Source organism: Pseudomonas sp. B6(2017), from assembly GCF_002112765.1.
Taxonomy (GTDB): domain Bacteria; phylum Pseudomonadota; class Gammaproteobacteria; order Pseudomonadales; family Pseudomonadaceae; genus Aquipseudomonas; species Aquipseudomonas piscis.
In genome coordinates, this window is sequence record NZ_NEIQ01000016.1 from 130701 (window position 1) to 151798 (window position 21098).

The window sequence follows — 21098 nt, forward strand, 5'->3', positions numbered from 1 at the left end:
AACGAGAGAACGACATGCTCGATTCCAAACTGTTACGTAGCAACCTTCAGGACGTAGCGGATCGTCTGGCATCCCGCGGCTTCGCCCTGGATGTGGCACGCATCGAAGCGCTGGAAGAACAGCGCAAGACCGTGCAGACCCGCACCGAGCAACTGCAGGCCGAACGTAACGCGCGCTCCAAGTCCATCGGACAAGCCAAGCAGCGCGGCGAAGATATCGCCCCGCTGATGGCCGATGTCGAGCGCATGGGGAACGAGCTCAGCTCCGGCAAGGCCGAGCTGGAAAGCATCCAGGGCGAGCTGGACTCGATCCTGTTCGGCATTCCCAACCTGCCTCACGAATCGGTGCCGGTCGGCGCGGACGAGGACGGTAACGTCGAAGTGCGCCGCTGGGGCACTCCGGCCAGCTTCGACTTCCCGATCAAGGACCACGTGGCCCTGGGTGAAACCCACGGCTGGCTGGACTTTGAAACCGCGGCCAAGCTGTCGGGCGCGCGTTTTGCCCTGCTGCGCGGTCCTATCGCCCGCCTGCATCGCGCCCTGGCGCAGTTCATGATCAACCTGCACACCGGCGAGCATGGCTACGAAGAGGCCTACACCCCGTACCTGGTGCAGGCGCCGGCGCTGTTCGGCACCAGCCAGTTGCCCAAGTTCGAGGAAGACCTGTTCAAGATCACCCGCGAAGGCGAGGCTGATCTGTACATGATTCCGACCGCCGAAGTGTCGCTGACCAACATCGTCGCCGGGGAAATCCTCGACTCCAAGCAACTGCCGCTGAAACTGGTTGCCCACACCCCGTGCTTCCGCAGCGAAGCCGGTGCTTCCGGCCGTGATACCCGCGGCATGATCCGCCAGCACCAGTTCGACAAGGTCGAGATGGTCCAGGTGGTGGAGCCGTCCACTTCCATGCAAGCCCTGGAAGGCCTGACCGCCAACGCCGAGAAAGTCCTGCAGTTGCTGCAACTGCCCTATCGCGTGTTGGCCCTGTGCACCGGCGACATGGGCTTCAGCGCGGTCAAGACCTACGACCTGGAAGTCTGGATCCCGAGCCAGGACAAGTATCGCGAGATCTCCTCGTGCTCCAACTGTGGCGACTTCCAGGCCCGCCGCATGCAGGCGCGTTTCCGCAACCCGGAAACCGGCAAGCCGGAGCTGGTGCACACCCTCAACGGTTCCGGCCTGGCCGTAGGCCGGACCCTGGTGGCGGTGCTGGAGAACTACCAGCAGGCCGACGGTTCGATCCGCGTGCCGGATGTACTCAAGCCTTACATGGGCGGCATCGAGGTCATCGGCTAAATGGAATTCCTGCCGCTGTTTCACAAGCTTCGCGGCAGTCGTGTGTTGGTGGTCGGTGGAGGGGAGATTGCCTTGCGCAAATCCCGTCTGCTGGCCGATGCCGGTGCGCAGCTGCGGGTGGTCGCACCTGAGATAGAAGCGCAATTGCAGGAACTGGTGGTCGCCAGCGGCGGCCAGTCCCTGCTGCGCGGGTATGTCGAGGCCGACCTCGACGGCTGCACCCTGGTCATCGCCGCTACCGACGACCAGCCCCTCAATGCCCAGGTTTCCGCCGATGCCCATCGGCGCGGCCTGCCAGTCAACGTGGTGGATGCGCCGGCCCTGTGCAGCGTGATCTTCCCGGCTATCGTCGATCGTTCGCCATTGGTCATCGCCGTCTCCAGCGGTGGCGATGCTCCGGTGCTGGCGCGGTTGATCCGGGCCAAGCTGGAAACCTGGATCCCGTCCACCTACGGCCAGCTGGCCGGCCTGGCCGCGCGCTTCCGGACCCAGGTCAAGAACCTGTTCCCGGATGTGCAACAGCGCCGGGCGTTCTGGGAAGAGGTATTCCAGGGGCCTGTCGCCGACCGCCAACTGGCCGGGCAAGGGGCCGAGGCCGAGCGCCTGCTGCAAGCGCGAATCGACGGCCAGGCGCCCAGTGCCCGGGGCGAGGTGTACCTGGTGGGGGCCGGCCCGGGTGATCCGGACCTGCTGACCTTCCGTGCCCTGCGCCTGATGCAGCAGGCCGATGTGGTGCTCTACGACCGCCTGGTGGCGCCGGCGATCCTCGAGTTGTGCCGGCGTGACGCCGAGCGCATCTATGTGGGCAAGCGCCGCGCCGACCATGCCGTGCCCCAGGACCAGATCAACCAGCAACTGGTGGACCTGGCCCGGCAAGGCAAGCGCGTGGTGCGGCTCAAGGGCGGTGATCCGTTCATCTTCGGCCGTGGTGGCGAAGAGATCGAGGAGTTGGCGGCCCAGGGCATCGCCTTCCAGGTGGTGCCGGGGATCACCGCGGCCAGTGGTTGCTCGGCCTACGCCGGGATTCCGCTGACCCATCGCGACTATGCGCAATCGGTACGCTTCGTCACCGGCCACCTCAAGGATGGCACCACCAACCTGCCGTGGGTCGATCTGGTGGCGCCCGCCCAGACCCTGGTGTTCTACATGGGCCTGGTGGGGCTGCCGGTCATCTGCGAGCAGCTGATCAAGCACGGTCGCGCTGCCAGCACCCCAGCGGCGTTGATCCAGCAGGGCACCACCAGCAACCAGCGAGTCTTCACCGGGACCCTGGCGGACCTGCCGGCCCTGGTGGCGGAGCACGAAGTCCATGCTCCAACCCTGGTGATCGTCGGCGAAGTGGTCCAGCTGCGCGACAAGCTGGCCTGGTTCGAAGGCGCCCAGCCCCAGTCCTGAAACCCGTCGCCGCCGCCAGGTTGCAGCCTGGTGGCGGCGACGGCGCTCAATCCCTGCACCACACTCCACGTCCGTCCAGGCGCTGCCGGTCATGGCTGGCGCCGAAGTCCAGCAATGGCCCCCTGGGCACGATGCCAGTCGGGTTGATGGTGGCGTGGCTGGCGTAGTAGTGGTTCTTGATATGGCTGAAGTCCACGGTCCCTTCGACTCCCGGCCACTGGTACAGCTCCCGTAGCCAGTTGGACAGGTTCGGGTAGTCGGCGATACGCCGCAGGTTGCATTTGAAGTGGCCGTGGTACACCGCGTCGAAACGGATCAGCGTGGTGAACAGGCGTACATCCGCTTCGGTCAGGTACTCACCGGCCAGGTAGCGTTGCCCGGCGAGCAGCGCCTCCAAGCTGTCCAGCTCGGCAAATACCTCATCGAAGGCCGTCTCGTAGGCCTGTTGCGACGTGGCGAAGCCGGCGCGGTACACGCCATTGTTCAATGCCGGGTAGATGCGCCCGTTGAGCTGGTCGATGCGCGAGCGCAGGGCATGCGGATAGAAGTCCAGGCGATTGCCGGTCAGGTGGTCGAAGGCGCTGTTGAACATGCGGATGATCTCCGCCGATTCATTGCTGACGATGCGCCGCTGCTGCTTGTCCCACAGCAAGGGCACGGTGACTCGGCCGGTATAGTCCGGGGTGTCGGCGGTATAGCGCTGGTACAGGAAGTCCAGGTCGTCCAGGCGATCGCCGCTGGAGCCTTGGGACTGGTCGAAGGTCCAGCCATGTTCGCGCATCAGCCAACCGACCACCGACACCTCCACCAGGCTCTCCAGGCCCTTGAGTTGGCGCAGGATCAGGGTGCGATGGGCCCAGGGGCAGGCCAGGGATACGTAGAGGTGATAGCGTCCGGCCTCGGCCGCGAAGCCGCCTTCGCCACTGGGGCCGGGCCGGCCATCGGCGGTGATCCAGTGGCGCCGCTGGGCCTGTTCGCGTTGGAAAGACCCGTCTTTGCCGCTGGTGTACCACTGGTCATGCCAGCGTCCTTCGATCAGCAAACCCATGGAATGCTCCTCAGCTGTTATGCGTAGGAGTGCAGTCTATGCCTGGGCGTTCGAACAAAAAGCGCAAAACCTGGGTGATCAGGATCGATCAGATCGATCTATCGCGGGCATCCCAATACTGCTGGGCCAGTTCGAAGGCCTGCTCCCGGGGCGTGCCCAGGCCGCGCAGGGCCAGGGCCATGGTCGCCAGCAGCGCCAGTTGCGGGTAGCTGTCTTCAACCTCGCCGCGCCATAGCGCCTTGAGATGCTCGGGTTCCAGGCTGGCCGGTTTCACATGGCGTTGCGCCGACAGCGCAGGCCATTCCTCGTCCCAGGCGATGCCATCGCGGGTGCCGTACAAGTGGCTGATGGCGTCCGGGTTGATCTCGATCTCGCCACCATCGCCCTTGATCACTATGACGTAGTCGCCCAAAAGGCTGGCGGCCTCACGGTGCACCGCCTGGTAGCCGGGGTGGAAGATGCTCTGCAGGCCGCAATAGGCGCCCAGGGGGTTGAGCTGGCGGGCCAGGGAGTGGATTGGCGAGCGTAGGCCGAGGACGTTGCGCAGGTCGATCATCCGCTGCAGTTGTGGCGCCCAGTCCACCAGGGGAATGAACGCCAGGTTGCCCCGGTCCAGGGCCGCGCCCACCGCTTGCCAGTCACGGCACAGGGGAATGCCCAGGGGCTCCAGCAGTTGTTCGGCATACAGGCGTCCGGCGGTGTGGGCGCCGGCGCCGTGGAGCAGGATGCGCACGCCGTTCTGGGCCAGGCATTTGGCTGCCAGCAGGTACCAGGGCAGGTGGCGCTTCTTGCCGGCATAGGTCGGCCAGTCCAGGTCGAGCCGGATGGCCGGGGCATCCAGGCGCTCGCGCAGGGCCTGGGTGAAGCCGGCCAGTTCCTCCGGGCTCTCCTCCTTGTGCCGCAGCAGCATGAGGAAGGCACCGAGCTGGGTATCCTCGACTTGTTCGTCCAGCAGCATGCCCATGGCTTGCCGGGCTTCTTCCTGGGTCAGGCCGCGGGCACCGCGCCTGCCCTTGCCGAGAATCCGTACGAACTGGGCGAAGGGGTGCTCGTCCGGGGTTTGCGTGAGCAGCGGGGCATGATCGTTCATAGGCAATTGGTCGGCTTCGGCAGGCCTGCCAGCTTGGCGGCGAGTTTGGCGGGAGTGCCCTTGAACAGGCGGTTCAGGTGCAGGCTGTTGCCTTTGTCCGGCCCCAGCTTGAGGGCGGTGTACTTGATCAAGGGGCGGGTGGCAGGCGACAGCTGGAACTCCCGGTAGAAAGCCTGGAGCAGCTCGATGATTTCCCAGTGCTCGGGGCCCAGCTCCAGTTCCTCGGTGGCCGCCAGGGCCTGGGCCACTTCGGCGGACCAGTCGGCGAGGTCGACCAGGTAGCCGTCCTTGTCCAGTTCGATGGCGCGCTCGCCCAGGGTCAGGGTATTCATAGCCAGGTATTGACCTTGTCATGCTGGATCGACAATTGGACGAACCCCGGATAGTCCACGGCTTCGGCCCAGGCGGGCAGGGCCAGGCCCCGGGCGCGCAGGTCTTCTTCCAGGACGTAGAGTTTCAGGCCGTCGCGTGCTTCCAGTTCATTGCCGGGCGCGGTACCGGGTTGCAGGGCATAGGCCGCGTCGCCGCACAACAGCAACGCATCGGCGCTTCCCAGCAGGCGCAGGCAACTGGCCAGGCGGTCGTCGGTGAAGGGCGAGTGGGACAACACATGCAAGGTCGACATCAGAGGGTAATCACCTGGTCATAACGGTCGATGATCCCGGCCAGTTCCGGGGTGCTGAGCAGTTGTACGGCATTAAGGCCCAGGGTGCTCGGGTCCAGGCCCCGGGCGTCGAGGCTGCTGCGGCAGGCAAAGACCTCGTCGATCCCGAACAGCGACAGCGCCTGCAGGTTGGCGGCCAGGTCCTTCTGGCGCAGGGCCTTGGCCTGTTGGCCGGGCATCAGTTGCAGTACGCCATCGTCGAGAAACAGCAGGCCGATGGGCAGGTCGAAGGCGCCGCCGGCCAGGACGATATCCAGGGCCTCGCGGGCTCCGGGACCGGACCATGGCGCCTGGCGGCTGACCAGCAGCAGGGACTTGGCCATCTCAGGCTCCTCCAAAACAGATCAGGCGGTCGGCGCTCTGCACCGCGTCATGCAACTGGCCAAGCCCGGAAAGCTCCCAGGGTGCCTCGACGTTCACCGCGGCGCGCTGGTAACGCTGGGCCTCGTCGGCATTCAGCGTGCCCCGGCGCAGGGCGGCGGCGATGCACACCACCGCGTCCAGTTGATGCTGGCGGACGAATTCGCGCCATTCCCGGGGCAGGTCCTGCTCGTCCTGGGGCGTGACGATGCTGTTGACGGCGTTGTATACGCCGTCCTGGTAGAAAAACAGCCGGACGATCTCGTGTCCGCCCGCCAGCGCCGCCTGGGCGAACAGCAGGGCGCGGCGCGAAGAGGGCGCATGGGCGGCGCAGAACAGGGCGATGGCGAACTTCATGACGGCCTCGATGGATAACTCGGCGGCCATGATAAAGCTTTATCCGGGGATCGGCTAAACCCGTTTCGGCTGGCTGCCGGATGGGACATATCGGGAAAAGCTTTACCCCAGCCACCACCTCATGATGTGGATAGACTCGCGCCTTCAATCGACCTGGTACAAGGAGCAAGGGATGACTGGCTTGAATTCGGCGGTAGTCGTGGTAACAGGCGCAGGGCGCGGATTGGGGGCGGCGCTGGCCATCAGCCTGGCGGACCAGGGCTGCAAGTTGATTCTCTGCGGGCGCAACCCGCGGGCACTGGCGCAAGTCGCCGCCACCATCGAGCAGCGCACCGGGCGCACTGCCGAACAAGTGGTGGTGGACCTGGCCGACAGCGACAGCGTCAAGGCGGCCCTCGCCGAGATCCATGTACGCCAGCCCCAGGTGGATATCCTGATCAACAACGGTGCCATGTGGCTGGAGGCGAGCGAGCGACCCCACAGTGTTGCCGAGGTCACCGGGGTGATCGACGCGGCCCTGAGTGGCACCTTCCTCCTGACCCAGGGCCTGCTGCCGGCGCTCAAGGCCTCCAGCCGCCCGGACATCGTCACCATAGGCTCCATCAGCGGCCTGCCCAATGCACCCCTGCACAGCGTGTCGCTGCCGTTCTATGCGGCCAAGCATGGGCAACTGGCCCTGGCCGATGGCCTGCGCCAGGTCCTGCGGGGCACGCCGGTTCGCTCGTTGTGCGTGCATCCGCCCTACCTGGAGGACATTTCGCCCCTGGATGAGGCCTGGGAGCGGGTGCCGGAGCGACGCAAGGGCGATTCAGGGACCAACCGCGATGTGGTGGAGGCGGTGATCTTCGCGCTCACCCGGCCACGGCATGTGAGCTTGTCGTCCATCGTCATCGATACCGACAACGGTGGCCTGTTCAGCTAATCGCGCCTGTTGTCAGCGGGTCTTGTAGCCCAGTTGCCAGCGGCGTGGAATCTTCAACGACGCCACCCCCAGCAGCGCCGCGAACGCCCCGCTGGCATATAGCGCCTTGAGCCCCAGGTGATGTTCCAGCAGTGCCCCCAGCACCGCCCCGGCGAACATTCCCGTCCAGGGAATCAGCTGTACCCGCCAGCCGCTGCGCCTCTCCCCCAACAGCCAGCGGCCCAGGCCACGCCCGAAGCGCGACAGGGCGCCGGTGACATAGGTCAGGCCAATGGGCAGGCCATTCACTTCTTCCACCACGGCATTGAGCATGCCCATGGCGGCGATTGCCGCCAGCAGGGCCGGCATTTGCTGCTCGAAAGGCCAGGCCGCCGAGGCACACAACAGGGCGGCGATGCCCAGTAGCAAGGGCAGGGTGCGATGTCCAGCCAGGCGGCTGACGATCACCCCCAGCGCATTGCCGACGATGAACGTTGCCACCAGCATCAGCAGGCGCAGTACCAGGCCCGGCTCGCCATCGCTGATGGCCACTGCCATGCGCGTGGTGTTGCCGCTCATGAAGGACACGAAATCCCCGGTGGCCATGAAGCCAATGGCATCGGTCATACCCGCCAGCACCGACAGGCAGGCCACCAGGGCCAGGCCGACGCGTCCGCGCCATTTCTGCGTGTGCTGCAGGGCTGCGTTGGCGGCGTGAGTGGAAGTCGAAGGCAACATCGGCGGTTCTCCTGTACCGGGACAGCGGGGGCGATGCGGTTCAAGGCCGTGGGTCGAGGTGATGCAGGGTGCAATATTCGTCCCATGGCATGCCGGCCATTTGCGCCACCTCCTTGTGCACTTCAAGGCGCTGGGCGTGGAATTCCTCCGGGCTGGCGGCGGTCAGTTGCAGGCTCAGTTCCCAGGCGAACAGTCCCAGGCGCTCGGCTTCGGCCTCGAACGCCTCGTGCAGGCGTTCGGCACGGTATTGCGCCGGGGTTTCGCCCCGGGCCCGGGCTTCCAGCGGGTTGAGGTTGTCCAGTTGTTCGCGCAACTCGGGGCGCTGCTCGAGGAACGTGCCCAAGGCCTGTTCATGCGGGTATTGATCGATTGTCATGAATATTCCTGGAAAGAGCGCCACGCCAAGGCGCGAGATTGAGTTCGTTACGGGCAGATGCTCAGGGCTGGCCCGTCTGGGCGGCCATCAAGCCACGGAGCCGCACCAGGTCCTTGCGCGCGATGACATAGGTTCGCGCCAGCCGGTCGCCGATGCGCTGGCAGCGGCTGGACTCGCAGCAAATCAGCAGGGTCGCGGGGCTGATGGCGGCTTCGAACGGCCGGGTCGCCGAGCGGATCAACACCTGCAGCAGCGACGGCGGCTGGCCGATGCCATTGATCACTTGCAGGCCGCAAAGGGCCTTGCCGGCGGTATAGCCACGCAACAGGTATTCGCTGAGGGGAAAATACAGGCACCAGGTGGCCAACACACACCAGGTGGAGAATTGCTCCAGGTCCGGGTATTGGAGGCGTTCGGCCAGTCGGCACAGGACAAACCACAGCAGCAGTACCAGCATGCCGTCGGCGAGGTAGGCCAGAATGCGCCGGATGATCAGGCCGGCTCTCGATACTCCCATGCATTGCCCCAAGACTACGCTCTGTATTGAGCGGCCTATTGTACGACCTAAAGCCCCCACTGGTGGCGAGCCGCTACAGGGGTGTGAAAAAAACGTGAAAAATAAATAGAACCTTTTGCTTTTGGTTTCCCTCGAAAAGGCTCCTGCAGCATTTGCCTTTCTCAAACAGGGAGATTCACACACGATGTCCAAGGTATTCGCAACCCTCCTGGCCAGCACGTCTGCCGCCACCTTGCTGGCGCTTTCCAGTAATGCCATGGCCGCACCGAACACCGGGCCGATCTCCACCCTGGGGATTCTCGGCAGCTACAACGACTTCAAGCTCGAAGGCGGTAGCCAGAGCGACAAGGAACACCTGGGCGAGGGTGGTGTGTTCTACAACTTCGGCAACAAGATGACCGCCGAGTCGGGCCTGATCTACCAGGCCGGGATCGAAGCCAAGTTCGGCAAGAAGAACGACAACAAGCTCAAGGAAGGCCAGGCCGACCTCGACCTGGGCTGGCGCGCCGCCCTGGATGCGCGCAACTTCGTCGATGTGCTGGTGGGCGGTGGCTACACCTGGACCCGCTACGAGCCGGACACCGGCGACTACGACATGAAACTCACCAACAAGTCACCCTTCGCCAAGGCGGCCCTGGGTTACAACCACCAGTTCGACGACGTGACCATGCGCGTGGAGCTGGGGGCCCGTCATACCATCAATGGCCGGGCACGCTTGAAGGTGGACGATGTCGGCAGCGACACCGTGGACCTGAAGAACCGCACCAACCCCTATGCCGAAGTCAATTTCCTGATGAACCAGAACGGTTCGTTGCCGGTAATGGCCGGGGTTTACTACACCCACACCGAGTACAAGCTGGACGAGGATACGCCTGTGGCCGACAACACCAAGCTCAAGCGTGACGAGTACGGCTTCAAGGTCGGCCTGACCTTCTAAGGGCTGCAGCTCGCCTCGAGCCGCGACAAAACCGCCGGCCCCGTCCTTCGATGGGGCCGGCGGTTGTGCTTTCAGCTGAGCGTGGATGGTTCGCGCCCGATCTCTGCACGCAGCTGGGCGATCAGGTGCAGGCAGTGGGTGAGCCCTGGCGAGGGTTCGCCGATCCGGTGGCTGAGAATGATCGGCGAGGTGGCCTCGGTTTCCAGCAGCGGGCAAAAGCCGATGTCGTCGCGGTGCAGCACCTGTACCGAGGCCGGCACCAAGGTGATGCCGATGCCGGCGCCCACCAGGCCGATGGCGGTCTGCAATTCGTTGGTCCACTGGGCGATCTTCAGGTTCAGGCCTCGGGTATTGAACAGCGCGATCACATGGTCGGCGTAGCTCGGTCGCGGGTTGGCCGGATACAGCACGAAGGGCTCCTGCGCCAATTGTGCAAGGCTCACCGGCTGCCCCAGCAATGGATGCCCGGCGGGCAGGGCGACCACCAGGCGATCTGCGGTCAACACCTTCTGCACGATGGCCGGGTCGTCGATATGGATCCGACCGAAGCCGATATCGATGCGCCCGGCCTTCAAGGCTTCCACCTGTTGCAAGGTGGTCATTTCCGAGAGCCCCAGTTCCAGCTCCAGGGTCTCGTTGCTGCGTAGCCGGCGAATCAACTGCGGCAGTACGCCGTACAGGGTCGAGGGGGCAAAACCGATGCCCAGCCAGGTCTTGTGCCCCAGGCCGATGCGCCGGGTGTTGTCGCAGACCTTGCCCAACTGCTCCAGCACCCGGTTGGAGTGCTCGAAGAAAAAGCGTCCGGCGGCGGTCAGGCGCAGCGGTCGGCCACGCTCCAGCAGCAGTACCCCCAGCTCGTCTTCCAACTGCTGGATCTGCCGGCTCAGGGGGGGTTGGGCGATGTGCAGGCGTTCGGCGGCGCGGGTGAAATTCAAGGTTTCCCCCAGCACCTGGAAATAGCGCAGATGACGCAATTCCATGACAACTCTCCAGTGGCGAGTGCATACCTTTAAGGTATCAAGCCAGACCAATTCTATATTGGAACCCCGTAAAAAGCCGGGACAGAATCGCTGGCAGAACTTCAAGAACCTGACGGGTATGGAAATGCACGCTTCTGCCATTGAATCGATCGAAACGATCATCGTCGATCTGCCGACCATCCGCCCGCACAAGCTGGCCATGCACACCATGCAGAACCAGACCCTGGTGCTGATCCGCCTGCGCTGCGCCGATGGTATCCAGGGCCTGGGGGAAGCCACTACCATCGGGGGCCTGGCCTATGGCAACGAAAGCCCGGACAGCATCAAGACCAACATCGATCGCTTCTTCACGCCACTGCTGGTCGGCCAGGACGCCAGCAATATCAACGCCGCCATGTTGCGCCTGGAGCAGGGCATCCGTGGCAACACCTTCGCCAAATCCGGTATCGAGACGGCCCTGCTCGATGCCCAGGGCAAGCGCCTTGGCCTGCCGGTCAGCGAGTTGCTGGGCGGTCGGGTGCGCGATGCCTTGCCGGTGGCCTGGACCCTGGCCAGCGGCGATACCGCCAAGGACATCGCCGAGGCCGAGAAGATGCTCGAGCTGCGCCGCCATCGGATCTTCAAGTTGAAGATCGGCGCCGGCGAGGTACGGCGCGACCTGGCCCATGTGATCGCCATCAAGCAGGCCCTGGGGGAACGCGCCAGCGTGCGGGTCGACGTCAACCAGGCCTGGGACGAAGCCGTGGCGCTGCGTGCCTGCCGGATCCTGGGCGACAACGGCATCGACCTGATCGAGCAGCCCATTTCGCGCAACAACCGCGCCGGCATGGTGCGCCTGAACGCCAGCAGCCCGGCGCCGATCATGGCCGACGAGTCCATCGAATGCGTGGAGGATGCCTTCAACCTGGCCCGGGAGGGCGCGGCCTCGATTTTCGCCTTGAAGATCGCCAAGAACGGTGGCCCCCGGGCCGTCCTGCGCACTGCCGCCATCGCTGAAGCAGCGGGTATCGGCCTCTACGGCGGGACCATGCTCGAAGGCGGCATCGGTACCCTGGCCTCGGCCCACGCCTTCCTGACCCTGGGCAAGCTGGCCTGGGATACCGAGTTGTTCGGCCCATTGCTGCTGACCGAGGACATCCTCGCCGAGCCGCCGCTGTATCGCGACTTCCAGCTGCATGTATCGACGGCCCCGGGCCTGGGCCTGAGCCTGGACGAGGAGCGGCTGGCGTTCTTCCGCCGCGACAAGACCACCCCCGTGCTGCACCACGCCTGAGGAGGGCTGCATGCTATTCCACGTCAAGATGACCGTGAACCTGCCGGTCGATATGAATCCCGAGCGCGCCGCGCAACTCAAGGCCGATGAGAAAGCCCTGGCCCAGCGCCTGCAAGCCGCGGGCAAATGGCGCCACCTGTGGCGCATCGCCGGGTTGTACGCCAACTACAGCGTGTTCGATGTCGACAGCGTGCAGGAACTGCACGACACCCTGATGCAATTACCGCTGTATCCGTACATGGCCATCGAAGTCGACGCCATGTGCAGGCATCCTTCTTCCATTCATGAAGATGACCGCTGAGTCCGTGCCAGCCCGTTCACCACTCTAATAAGTACAAGATGAGGATCGATCATGAACGTCAGAATTTCCCACACCGCCAGCGCCCAGAAGTTCCTCGAGGAGGCCAGCGGCCAGTTCACCGAAGGCGGTAGCCCGCGGGCCAAGGCCCTCATGCACCGCATCCTGCGGGATACGGTGAGCATCATCGAAGACCTGCAAGTGACCCCCGAGGAGTTCTGGAAGGCGGTCAACTACCTCAATGTCCTGGGTGCTCGCCAGGAGGCCGGCCTGCTGGCCGCGGGCCTGGGCCTGGAGCATTACCTGGACTTGCTGATGGATGCCGCCGACGAGCAGGCCGGCAAGAGCGGCGGTACTCCACGGACCATCGAAGGCCCGCTGTACGTGGCTGGCGCGCCCCTGAGCCAGGGCGAGGCGCGGCTGGACGATGGCATCGATCCTGGCGTCGTGCTGTTCATGCAGGGCCAGGTCCGCAACACCGCCGGCCAGCCGTTGGCCGGCGCCATCGTCGACGTCTGGCATGCCAACACCGGCGGCACCTATTCCTACTTCGATGGCAGCCAGTCGGAATTCAACCTGCGCCGGCGCATCGTCACCGATGCCGAGGGCCGCTATCGTTTTCGCAGCATCGTGCCGTCGGGCTACGGTTGTCCGCCGGATGGCCCGACCCAGCAACTGCTGGATCAGTTGGGGCGCCATGGCCAGCGTCCGGCGCATATCCATTTCTTCATCAGCGCAGACGATCATCGCCACTTGACCACCCAGATCAACCTGGATGGCGACCAGTACCTGCACGACGATTTCGCCTACGCCACCCGCGACGAGCTGATCGCCCAGATCACCTTCAGCGAAGACCAGGCCCGGGCCAAGGCGCTGGGTGTCAGCGGGCGCTTCGCCGAGATCGACTTCGACTTCACCCTGCAATCCTCGGCCCAGCCTGAGGAACAGCAGCGCAACGAGCGGGTCCGCGCCCTGGAGGATTGAACCGCCGGCCATGCCTGGTCTGGCCACGGAGCACCGACCCAGGTGCCCGTGGCCTTTGCCGTTGTGCCTGGCCGATGAGCCTGGGTGACGGGCCTGAACGCAGGCCCGAGAAGAACCATCAGAGTGAGCCGATCATGCAGATGCCTCTGTTGAGCCAGCGCAGCAGCGTGTTTGTTCAAGCCGATCCTTATGCCGTATCCGGTTACGTCAACCAGCACGTGGGCAGCCATTGCATCCGCCTGCCCCGGGCCGGCCATCCCCAGGCCAGCCTCCAGCACCGGACCCTGGCCAGCCTGGATCTGTGCAGCATCAGCTATGGCGGCAGTGTGCGCGTCACCTCGCCGGCCCTGGAAAGCATCTACCACCTGCAAGTGTTGCTTCACGGCCATTGCCTGTGGCGCGGTCCAGGCCAGGAGCACTGCTTTGCCCCGGGGGAACTGCTGCTGATCAACCCCGATGACCCGGTGGACCTGACCTATTCCGAGGACTGCGAAAAATTCATCATCAAGATTCCCACCCGCCTGCTGGAAAACGCCTGCCAGGAGCAGCGTTGGCAGTACCCAAGGCAGGGCGTGCGCTTTCTCCAGCCGCGTCATCGGCTGCAGGACCTGGAGGGCTTCGTGCCCTTGCTGAGCCTGTTGTGCCAGGAGGCCGAAGCCCGGCAAACCCTGCCCAAGGTCCAGGCGCATTACGCACAGGTCCTGGCGGGCAAACTGCTGGGGCTGATGCAGACCAACGTGCAGCGTGATGCCCTGGGCGCCTCGGCGGCGACCTTCGAGCGGATTGCCGACTATATCGAGCGCAACCTCAAGCACGACATCGGCTGCGAGGAACTGGCGCAACAGGCGCGCATGAGCCTGCGCTCGCTGTATGGCCTGTTCGAGCGTAACGCCCGCACCACGCCGAAGAACTACATCCGCCAGCAGAAGCTGCAACGGATACACGCCTGCCTCAGCGACCCGCAAAGCCCGGTGCGCAACGTCACCGAGCTGGCCCTGGATTTCGGCTTCCTGCACCTGGGGCGCTTCGCCCAAAGCTACCGCCAGCAATACGGCGAATTGCCCTCCGATACCTTCAAGCGTCGCCACTGAGCCTCCGCCTCTCGGCCCATCGGCTCTAGCCGCTGCCGAGCCTTCGGGGCTGCGCAAAGGTCCGCAGGACCTTGCCTGGCGATCTCCAGCCGAACCAGCACCAGCCTCAAGGTCGCAGCCGCTCCAGGGCCTTTGCAGAAAACGGATACAGGTCTGCAGGCAATGGATATTGTCCACGGCAACTGCGCCCTAGCATGGCCCTGCCTGAATAAAAACAATGGAGGCACCAGCCATGTCCCTGCGACCCGAATACCTGCATTCCCTGCTTGAAGAGGACCCCGACCAGGGCGTCTACCGCTGCAAGCGGGAGATGTTCACCGACCCCCGGCTGTTCGACCTGGAGATGCAGCACCTCTTCGAAGGCAACTGGCTGTACCTGGCCCACGAGAGCCAGATTCCCAACCCCAACGACTACTACAGCACCACCATGGGCCGGCAACCGGTGTTCATCGCCCGCGACAAACACGGCGAACTCAATGCCTTCCTCAATGCCTGCAGTCATCGCGGGGCCATGCTCTGCCGACACAAGACCGGCAACAAAGCGTCCTTCACCTGCCCGTTCCACGGCTGGACGTTCAACAACTCCGGCAAGTTGCTCAAGATCAAGGATCCGGCCGCCGCGGGTTACCCGGCCAGCTTCAACTGCGAAGGCTCCCACGACCTGACCCAGGTCGCGCGCTTCGAGTCCTATCGCGGCTTCCTGTTCGCCAGCCTCAACCCCGACGTGCTGCCCCTGGTCGAACACCTGGGGGAGTCGGCGAAGATCATCGACATGATCGTCGACCAGTCCGCCGATGGCCTGGAAGTGCTGCGCGGCTCCTCCAGCTATATCTATGAAGGCAATTGGAAGCTCACCGCCGAGAACGGCGCCGACGGCTACCACGTCAGCTCGGTGCACTGGAACTACGCCGCCACCCAGAACCAGCGCAAGCAGCGCGAGGCCGGGGAAGACATCCGCACCATGAGTGCCGGCACCTGGGCCAGGCAGGGCGGGGGTTTCTACTCCTTCGACAAAGGCCACATGCTGCTCTGGACCCGCTGGTCCAACCCCGAGGATCGTCCGTTGTACGAACGTCGCGATGAGCTGGCCCGGGATTTCGGCCGGGCCCGGGCCGACTGGATGATCGAGAATTCGCGCAACCTGTGCCTGTACCCCAACGTCTACCTGATGGACCAGTTCAGCTCGCAGATCCGCATTGCCCGGCCGATCTGCGTGGACCGTACCGAAATCACCATCTACTGCATTGCTCCCAGGGGTGAGAGCGACGAAGCCCGGGCCCGGCGCATCCGCCAGTACGAGGACTTCTTCAATGTCAGCGGCATGGCCACCCCGGACGATCTGGAGGAGTTCCGCTCCTGCCAACTGGGCTACCAGGGCAGCACCACGGCCTGGAACGACATGTCTCGCGGCGCCGAGCATTGGGTCCGGGGCGCGGACGACGCAGCCAAAGAAATCGACCTGCAACCGATTCTCAGTGGCGTGCGCACCGAGGACGAAGGGCTGTTCGTGATGCAGCACAAGTATTGGCAGCAGACCCTGCTGGCGGTCCTTGAGCGTGAGGCGTCACGGCAGATCGACGTGGAGGCGCTGCAATGACTATTTCCTACGACGCCGTGCGCGATTTCCTGTACCGCGAAGCCCGCTACCTGGACGACAAGGACTGGGACCGCTGGCTGGAGCTCTACGCCCCGGACGCCACCTTCTGGATGCCGTCCTGGGATGACAGCGACCAGTTGACCGAAGACCCGCAACGGGAAATCTCGTTGATCTGGTACGGCAACCGCAGCGGCCTGGAAGACCGGGTGTTCCGCATCAAGACCGAGCGCTCCAGCGCCAGCATTCCCGACACCCGCACCTCCCACAACCTGAGCAATATCGAGCTGCTGGAGCAGGGCGCCGGCCAGTGCCAGCTGCGCTTCAACTGGCACACCCTGAGCTTTCGCTACAAGACCGTGGACAGCTACTTCGGCAGCAGCTTCTACACCCTCGACCTGCGAGGGGAGAACCCGCTTATCCAGGCCAAGAAAGTCATCCTGAAGAACGACTACGTTCGCCAGGTCGTCGATATCTACCACCTCTGAGGCGACTGCCATGAGCCATCAAATCGCGCTCAATTTCGAAGACGGCGTGACCTGTTTTATCACTGCCCATGCCAATGAGACCGTGGCCGATGCCGCCTACCGCCAGGGCATCAATATTCCCCTGGACTGCCGCGACGGCGCCTGCGGCACCTGCAAGTGCCTGGCCGAAGCCGGGCGCTACGAGTTGGGGGAGGACTACATCGACGATGCCCTGAGCGCCGCCGAAGCCGAGCAGGGTTTCGTCCTCACCTGCCAGATGCGCGCGCTGGGCGACTGCGTGGTGCGGGTGCCGGCCTCGTCCCAGGTCTGCCGCGCCGCGCAGGCCACCTTCCAGGCCAGCATCAGCGCGGTGCGCCAGCTGTCCGATAGCACCATCGCTCTGTCGATCAAGGGCGAGTCCTTGAGCCAGCTGGCGTTCCTGCCGGGGCAGTACGTCAACCTCGGGGTGCCCGGGAGCCAGCAGACCCGGGCCTATTCCTTCAGCTCCCTGCAGCGCGATGGCGAGGTCAGCTTCCTGATCCGCAATGTGCCCGGTGGCCTGATGAGCAGCTTCCTCATCAGCCTCGCCAAATCCGGCGACAGCATGACCCTGGTCGGGCCCCTGGGCAGTTTCTACCTGCGGGACATCCGCCGGCCCTTGTTGTTGCTGGCCGGTGGCACCGGGCTGGCGCCGTTCACCGCGATGCTGGAGAAGATCGCCGAGCAGGGCAGTGAGTACCCTCTGCACCTGATTTATGGGGTGACCAATGATCTGGACCTGGTGGCGCTGGATCGCCTGGAGGACTTTGCCAGGCGCATCCCCCAGTTCAGCTTCAGCGCCTGCGTGGCCAATCCCCAGAGCCAGTACCCGCACAAGGGCTACGTGACCCAGCATATCCAGCCAGCGCACCTGAACCAGGGGGATGTGGACGTGTACTTGTGCGGGCCGCCACCGATGGTCGAGGCGGTGAGCCAGTTCATTCGCGAACAGGGCATTGCCCCGGCGAATTTCTATTATGAGAAATTCGCCGCCAGTGTGGCGTGAGCCCCCATCACCTTCATTCCTACGCTGTTGTCGAGGTCCCCATGAACCGCTTTCACAACCAAGTTGCCCTGGTCACCGGTGCCGCCCAGGGCATCGGTCGTCGTGTCGCCGAACGCCTGGCCGAGGAGGGCGCCCGCGTGGTGCTGGTGGATCGCTCGGAGCTGGTCTTCGAACTGGCCGCCGAACTCAGCCCCCGCTACCCGGTCCTGGCCCTGACCGCCGATCTGGAGCAATACGCCGAATGCAACCGGATCATGGCCGCCGCCATCGCCCACTTCGGTCGCCTCGATGTGCTGGTCAACAACGTTGGCGGCACGATCTGGGCCAAGCCCTTCGAGCACTACCAGCCGCAGGAGATCGAGGCTGAGGTGCGCCGTTCATTGTTCCCGACCCTGTGGTGCTGCCACGCTGCCTTGCCGCAGATGCTGGAACAGGGGCGTGGCGCCATCGTCAACGTTTCGTCCATCGCCACCCGTAGCCTCAACCGCGTGCCCTACGGCGCGGCCAAGGGCGGGATCAACGCACTCACCGCCTGCCTGGCCTTCGAAACCGCCGGCCGTGGTGTGCGAGTCAACGCCACCGCGCCGGGGGGCACCGAGGCGCCGCCACGACGTATCCCGCGCAACAGCGCCGAGCCGAGCCCCGAGGAGCAGGCCTGGTACCAGCAGATCGTCGAGCAGACCCTCGACAGCAGCCTGATGCACCGCTACGGCAGCGTCGATGAACAAGCGGCGGCGATCCTGTTCCTGGCCAGCGACGAAGCCTCCTACATCACTGGCACGGTGCTGCCGGTGGGCGGTGGCGACCTGGGCTGAGTCGGCTGGCTGAACCGCGGGTGTGTTGGCCAGGCTTGAGCATGAGGGCGGCACGGCCGTCCGGCTGTTGGATGCTGTTCACACCTGGCGGTGAGCGCTACTAAGGCAAGCGCAAACTCGGCAATGCCGCCTTGCCCTGGGCCGAGAGCACCGGCGCCAACTGTTCCCAGGTGAAGCTCAGCTCATTGTCGCAACCATCACCATAGGCGGGCGTCGAGAGCTGCAAGCCCTGGGTGTCGAAGCTCAGGTCGAAGGTCGAGTAGCTACTGACGGCCGGGCAGCCTTCGTCCACGGAGGTCTGTTTCTCCAGCCAGGCGGCGAACCCCGGCGCCAGTTTCACCTGGCCGGAGTAGGGGTCGTGCCACTGCTGGCGTCCGCCTACCCAGGTCCAGGGGTCGACGCGTTCGCCCGTCTTCAGGTTCCAGCTGTGCAGGCCCCAACTGATGCCGTTGCGTCCCATGCCGGCGGTCCAGCGATAGAACTTGACGGTGATCCATTGCGACGACCAGTACTGGGGCTCTACGCTGATTTCGCTGGTATAGCCGGAGCCATTGCGCCCCAGGTACTCGCGGCGCTCGCTGAAGAACTCCTCCTGGCCTTCGGGGCTGATGGCCAGGCGTTCCAGCTGTTGATTGATCTTCTTCAGCGCCGGGGCATCGCCCTCCAGCCTGAGGCTGACCTGGGCGCCCTGGGTCCTGAGCTGATAGCGGTGTCCTTCGAACTCTTTCCTCTGCACCTTGACCGGTAGCGGCGCGGCCTCCAGCGGCCTGTTGTAGGCATCGCCGCCACAGCCTTCGGTGCTGGTGCGCGTCAGTGCCAGAGGCAATGGCGTGTCGCCCGGGGCCTTGCTCCAGGTGCCGCTCAGGCGATCGCCCTGGGGCGCGTCGAGCTGCCAATACCCGGTCTGGCCGTCTTCGATCCAGGGCTCGCCGGCCTGTGCCTGGGTCAGCTGGATCGGCGTGACGAAACGCTGGTAGTAGTAGCTGCCGTTGCTATTGGGAGCCGCGTTGAAGCAGGCGGTAATCGAGTGCTTCCCCAGGGTGCCTTTCCAGACTCCGGCAAGGTCGGTGGAGGCGGCGCCGGCGTAGGCAGAAGCACCGGTCAGGGCCAGGATGGCGAGGGGTTTGAGCATGGGGGCGGACTTCCAGTTGTCTGACAGGAGCGCATCATAACGGATGCACGCGTTGGGCTTGGCATGCACCTTGGATGCCTGCCTGGCTGATCATTTTCCTGTCATATCGACCGCTTGGTTCAGTGGTGCGGCGCGGATCGCCAGCGCTGTCGTGACGCATTTTATTAATCTTCAGCCAATTGCGCATCGAAAGGGGCCACCTGAAGATTTCCACTTTTCTTGCAGAAGTGAATCTCCCTTTTTCCGCCAATTACTACCGTGATGTCGAGTCGGGAAGAAAGCACCTGAGCAATGACGCCGCCGTCGAGCTGCATGACTGTCTTGGCATCGATCCAGCCAGCAAGTCGAGCTTCGATTACTACTGGCACTACTTTCGCGACCTGTTGCCGGTCCAGGTGCACGAGATGCTGTTCGGCAAGGGTGTGGAGGTCACGGACCTGCCTGCCCGGCTGGAGCTGCGCGAGCATGATTCGAGGATCTTGCGCCGTGCCTTGAGCTTGAGCCGCTACGAGCGCGAATTCATCGTGACCCAGGAAATCATCGCGGCGTTCAACGAGCAGTTCGAACTGCTGCCGTTGATGACCTATCTGTACATGGTGGACAGCGCCTCGGTAGCTGAAGTCCGGTTGGTTTGCCAGCAGCTGGGCCTTGCCTACGATCAGCGAACCGAAGCCTTCCTGGCCCTGGTCGCCAAGGAGCGCAGCACCCCGCAGGCGCCCTTCGTGCGGCATGCCCCCACGCTGAGGATGCCAAGGACGGCCGAGGCCCTGGCGCTCAAGGACCGCTTCCTGCGCGCCGAGATCGATCGCTCGTTGTCCAAGCCCGAGCAAAGCGAATATTTCGATATGTCCGGGTCGTTCAAGTACAGTTCGATGGTGACGCTCAGGGATGCGGAGATCGAACAGATCCAGGACCGCCTGGTCGAGCTGTTCTCGCTGATAGAAGTGCACAACAAATCCGCGGGGCAGCTGGAAGATCCCGGTGCCCAACCCTACTTTTTCGGGCTGGTGGTGTCGGGTCGCCCGGAGTATGACGGGCGGGCGGGGCGGCCGAAGAACAAACCCAGGGGCGCAAGCGAGGCATGATCGCAGCAGCGGCTTTGCGGTTGCACTGGACAGGCACCGCCGGGGCGAGGCAGCCGAACCGGGACCCGGGTCGCCGGCTCGGCAGCAGAACAACCAGGGCGGCGTCAGGGCCTGTCCTGGGCAATGGCATAGGGCAGGTCGATCGGCGGTGCATCCGGCAGTTGGCGCGAGGACGCCAACATCAGGTAACCGACGATCTGCGCCGAGCTCAGCTCGATATGCAGCATCCCCTCATCCCCGAACCACTCGTTGGGCCAGAAGATCAGGTCCGAGGCATTGGCCTCGGGGAAGTTGGTTTCCAAGAGGCCCAGGGCGTAGTCCGTATCAGACTCCGTGCCTGCGCACTGGCAGATGAAATCCGCCAGCGCGCAGGCCTCTTCGAAGCTCAAGTCGTCTACGTACTTTTCCTGGTGAAAGGCCGTACGCAGGAAGTTCGCCTCGCTGGTATGGCTGTGCATATCGCGGAACTCGTGAAACTCGAAAGCCCGGCTGGCATAGCCGTTCCATTGCTGGATCAACGCACCGATATCGGCGTTTTCCCGTTCCTGGTTGTCCCAGATCCTGTCGAGGATCTGCTTGAGCAGATCCTTCATCAGCGCGCGGATCTTTGGTGTCGCTGGTATTGGTTTGAGCCGGTCCGGCATGGCCATGTCTTG

At 64.3% G+C, this 21098-nt stretch carries 25 protein-coding genes; 13 read left to right on the plus strand and 12 right to left on the minus strand.

Annotated features, from left to right (window positions below):
- The first annotated feature begins 14 nt into the window (after positions 1-14).
- Positions 15-1295, plus strand: a complete 1281-nt coding sequence (gene serS, locus CAG11_RS25270) for a serine--tRNA ligase (protein ID WP_053136610.1) — start codon at positions 15-17, stop codon at positions 1293-1295.
- Positions 1296-2690 (plus strand): siroheme synthase CysG, encoded by a 1395-nt coding sequence (gene cysG, locus CAG11_RS25275; RefSeq protein ID WP_085598551.1) that lies wholly within the window; start codon positions 1296-1298, stop codon positions 2688-2690. It begins immediately after the preceding gene.
- A gap of 46 nt (positions 2691-2736) precedes the next feature.
- On the opposite strand, the gene CAG11_RS25280 is transcribed toward cysG, so the two are convergent.
- The 6 genes from CAG11_RS25280 to tusD form a co-directional block, all read right to left on the minus strand.
- The gene (locus CAG11_RS25280) at positions 2737-3738 is read right to left on the minus strand and encodes a glutathione S-transferase family protein (protein ID WP_085598554.1); all 1002 of its coding nucleotides are present in this window, start codon (positions 3736-3738) and stop codon (positions 2737-2739) included.
- 88 nt (positions 3739-3826) lie between these two features.
- On the minus strand, positions 3827-4828 hold the full coding sequence (locus CAG11_RS25285) for a glycosyl transferase family protein (protein ID WP_085598556.1): 1002 nt from the start codon (positions 4826-4828) through the stop codon (positions 3827-3829).
- The gene (locus CAG11_RS25290) at positions 4825-5160 is read right to left on the minus strand and encodes a TusE/DsrC/DsvC family sulfur relay protein (protein ID WP_022639621.1); all 336 of its coding nucleotides are present in this window, start codon (positions 5158-5160) and stop codon (positions 4825-4827) included. Before CAG11_RS25290 ends, CAG11_RS25285 begins: the two co-directional genes overlap by 4 nt.
- A complete protein-coding gene (gene tusB, locus CAG11_RS25295; RefSeq protein ID WP_085598558.1) occupies positions 5157-5453 on the minus strand; it encodes a sulfurtransferase complex subunit TusB in 297 nt (98 codons plus the stop codon). Before tusB ends, CAG11_RS25290 begins: the two co-directional genes overlap by 4 nt.
- A complete protein-coding gene (gene tusC / locus CAG11_RS25300; protein ID WP_085598560.1) occupies positions 5453-5815 on the minus strand; it encodes a sulfurtransferase complex subunit TusC in 363 nt (120 codons plus the stop codon). The genes tusB and tusC overlap by 1 nt, the downstream gene beginning before the upstream one ends.
- A 1-nt stretch (position 5816) precedes the next feature.
- Positions 5817-6209 (minus strand): sulfurtransferase complex subunit TusD, encoded by a 393-nt coding sequence (gene tusD / locus CAG11_RS25305; RefSeq protein ID WP_085598637.1) that lies wholly within the window; start codon positions 6207-6209, stop codon positions 5817-5819.
- A gap of 172 nt (positions 6210-6381) precedes the next feature.
- Between tusD and CAG11_RS25310 the strand changes: the two genes are divergently transcribed.
- Entirely contained in the window at positions 6382-7131 is a 750-nt protein-coding gene (locus tag CAG11_RS25310; RefSeq protein WP_085598562.1) for an SDR family oxidoreductase, read from the plus strand.
- A 12-nt stretch (positions 7132-7143) separates the two neighbouring features.
- Here the strand turns inward: CAG11_RS25310 and CAG11_RS25315 are convergent, their stop codons facing one another.
- From CAG11_RS25315 to CAG11_RS25325, 3 genes are all read right to left on the minus strand, one after another.
- The gene (locus CAG11_RS25315; RefSeq protein WP_085598564.1) at positions 7144-7848 is read right to left on the minus strand and encodes a YoaK family protein; all 705 of its coding nucleotides are present in this window, start codon (positions 7846-7848) and stop codon (positions 7144-7146) included.
- A 40-nt stretch (positions 7849-7888) separates the two neighbouring features.
- On the minus strand, positions 7889-8224 hold the full coding sequence (locus CAG11_RS25320) for a DUF6388 family protein (RefSeq protein ID WP_085598566.1): 336 nt from the start codon (positions 8222-8224) through the stop codon (positions 7889-7891).
- Positions 8225-8285: 61 nt separating this feature from the next.
- A complete protein-coding gene (locus CAG11_RS25325) occupies positions 8286-8741 on the minus strand; it encodes an RDD family protein (protein ID WP_085598568.1) in 456 nt (151 codons plus the stop codon).
- 184 nt (positions 8742-8925) lie between these two features.
- Here CAG11_RS25325 and CAG11_RS25330 point away from each other — a divergent pair, with 184 nt between their 5' ends.
- Positions 8926-9678 carry an outer membrane beta-barrel protein gene (locus CAG11_RS25330; RefSeq protein WP_085598570.1) on the plus strand — a complete coding sequence of 251 codons (753 nt, stop codon included), beginning with the start codon at positions 8926-8928 and terminating at the stop codon, positions 9676-9678.
- Between the two features lie 71 nt (positions 9679-9749).
- Here CAG11_RS25330 and CAG11_RS25335 read toward each other — a convergent pair whose 3' ends face one another.
- Positions 9750-10658 (minus strand): LysR family transcriptional regulator, encoded by a 909-nt coding sequence (locus tag CAG11_RS25335; RefSeq protein WP_085598572.1) that lies wholly within the window; start codon positions 10656-10658, stop codon positions 9750-9752.
- A 124-nt stretch (positions 10659-10782) separates the two neighbouring features.
- Here CAG11_RS25335 and CAG11_RS25340 point away from each other — a divergent pair, with 124 nt between their 5' ends.
- From CAG11_RS25340 to CAG11_RS25375, 8 genes are all read left to right on the plus strand, one after another.
- Positions 10783-11931 (plus strand): muconate cycloisomerase family protein, encoded by a 1149-nt coding sequence (locus CAG11_RS25340; RefSeq protein ID WP_177409177.1) that lies wholly within the window; start codon positions 10783-10785, stop codon positions 11929-11931.
- 10 nt (positions 11932-11941) lie between these two features.
- Positions 11942-12232 carry a muconolactone Delta-isomerase gene (catC, locus tag CAG11_RS25345; RefSeq protein ID WP_022639610.1) on the plus strand — a complete coding sequence of 97 codons (291 nt, stop codon included), beginning with the start codon at positions 11942-11944 and terminating at the stop codon, positions 12230-12232.
- A gap of 51 nt (positions 12233-12283) precedes the next feature.
- Positions 12284-13213, plus strand: coding sequence for a catechol 1,2-dioxygenase (catA, locus tag CAG11_RS25350; RefSeq protein WP_085598576.1), 930 nt, complete (start codon positions 12284-12286; stop codon positions 13211-13213).
- Positions 13214-13347: 134 nt separating this feature from the next.
- Entirely contained in the window at positions 13348-14304 is a 957-nt protein-coding gene (locus tag CAG11_RS25355; RefSeq protein WP_085598639.1) for an AraC family transcriptional regulator, read from the plus strand.
- 232 nt (positions 14305-14536) lie between these two features.
- On the plus strand, positions 14537-15901 hold the full coding sequence (benA, locus tag CAG11_RS25360) for a benzoate 1,2-dioxygenase large subunit (protein ID WP_085598578.1): 1365 nt from the start codon (positions 14537-14539) through the stop codon (positions 15899-15901).
- Positions 15898-16386 carry a benzoate 1,2-dioxygenase small subunit gene (gene benB, locus CAG11_RS25365; protein ID WP_085598580.1) on the plus strand — a complete coding sequence of 163 codons (489 nt, stop codon included), beginning with the start codon at positions 15898-15900 and terminating at the stop codon, positions 16384-16386. Before benA ends, benB begins: the two co-directional genes overlap by 4 nt.
- Before the next feature lie 10 nt (positions 16387-16396).
- Positions 16397-17410 (plus strand): benzoate 1,2-dioxygenase electron transfer component BenC, encoded by a 1014-nt coding sequence (gene benC / locus CAG11_RS25370; protein WP_085598582.1) that lies wholly within the window; start codon positions 16397-16399, stop codon positions 17408-17410.
- Positions 17411-17451: 41 nt separating this feature from the next.
- Entirely contained in the window at positions 17452-18225 is a 774-nt protein-coding gene (locus tag CAG11_RS25375; protein ID WP_085598584.1) for a 1,6-dihydroxycyclohexa-2,4-diene-1-carboxylate dehydrogenase, read from the plus strand.
- Positions 18226-18325: 100 nt separating this feature from the next.
- Here CAG11_RS25375 and CAG11_RS25380 read toward each other — a convergent pair whose 3' ends face one another.
- Complete coding sequence (locus CAG11_RS25380; protein WP_085598586.1) at positions 18326-19357, minus strand: hypothetical protein; 1032 nt, start codon at positions 19355-19357, stop codon at positions 18326-18328.
- A gap of 227 nt (positions 19358-19584) precedes the next feature.
- On the opposite strand from CAG11_RS25380, the gene CAG11_RS25385 reads away from it, so the two are divergent.
- On the plus strand, positions 19585-20442 hold the full coding sequence (locus CAG11_RS25385; RefSeq protein ID WP_256578720.1) for a hypothetical protein: 858 nt from the start codon (positions 19585-19587) through the stop codon (positions 20440-20442).
- A gap of 104 nt (positions 20443-20546) precedes the next feature.
- On the opposite strand, the gene CAG11_RS25390 is transcribed toward CAG11_RS25385, so the two are convergent.
- Positions 20547-21092: a hypothetical protein gene (locus CAG11_RS25390; protein WP_085598590.1), complete on the minus strand. Its 546-nt coding sequence runs from the start codon at positions 21090-21092 to the stop codon at positions 20547-20549.
- Positions 21093-21098: the final 6 nt, after the last annotated feature.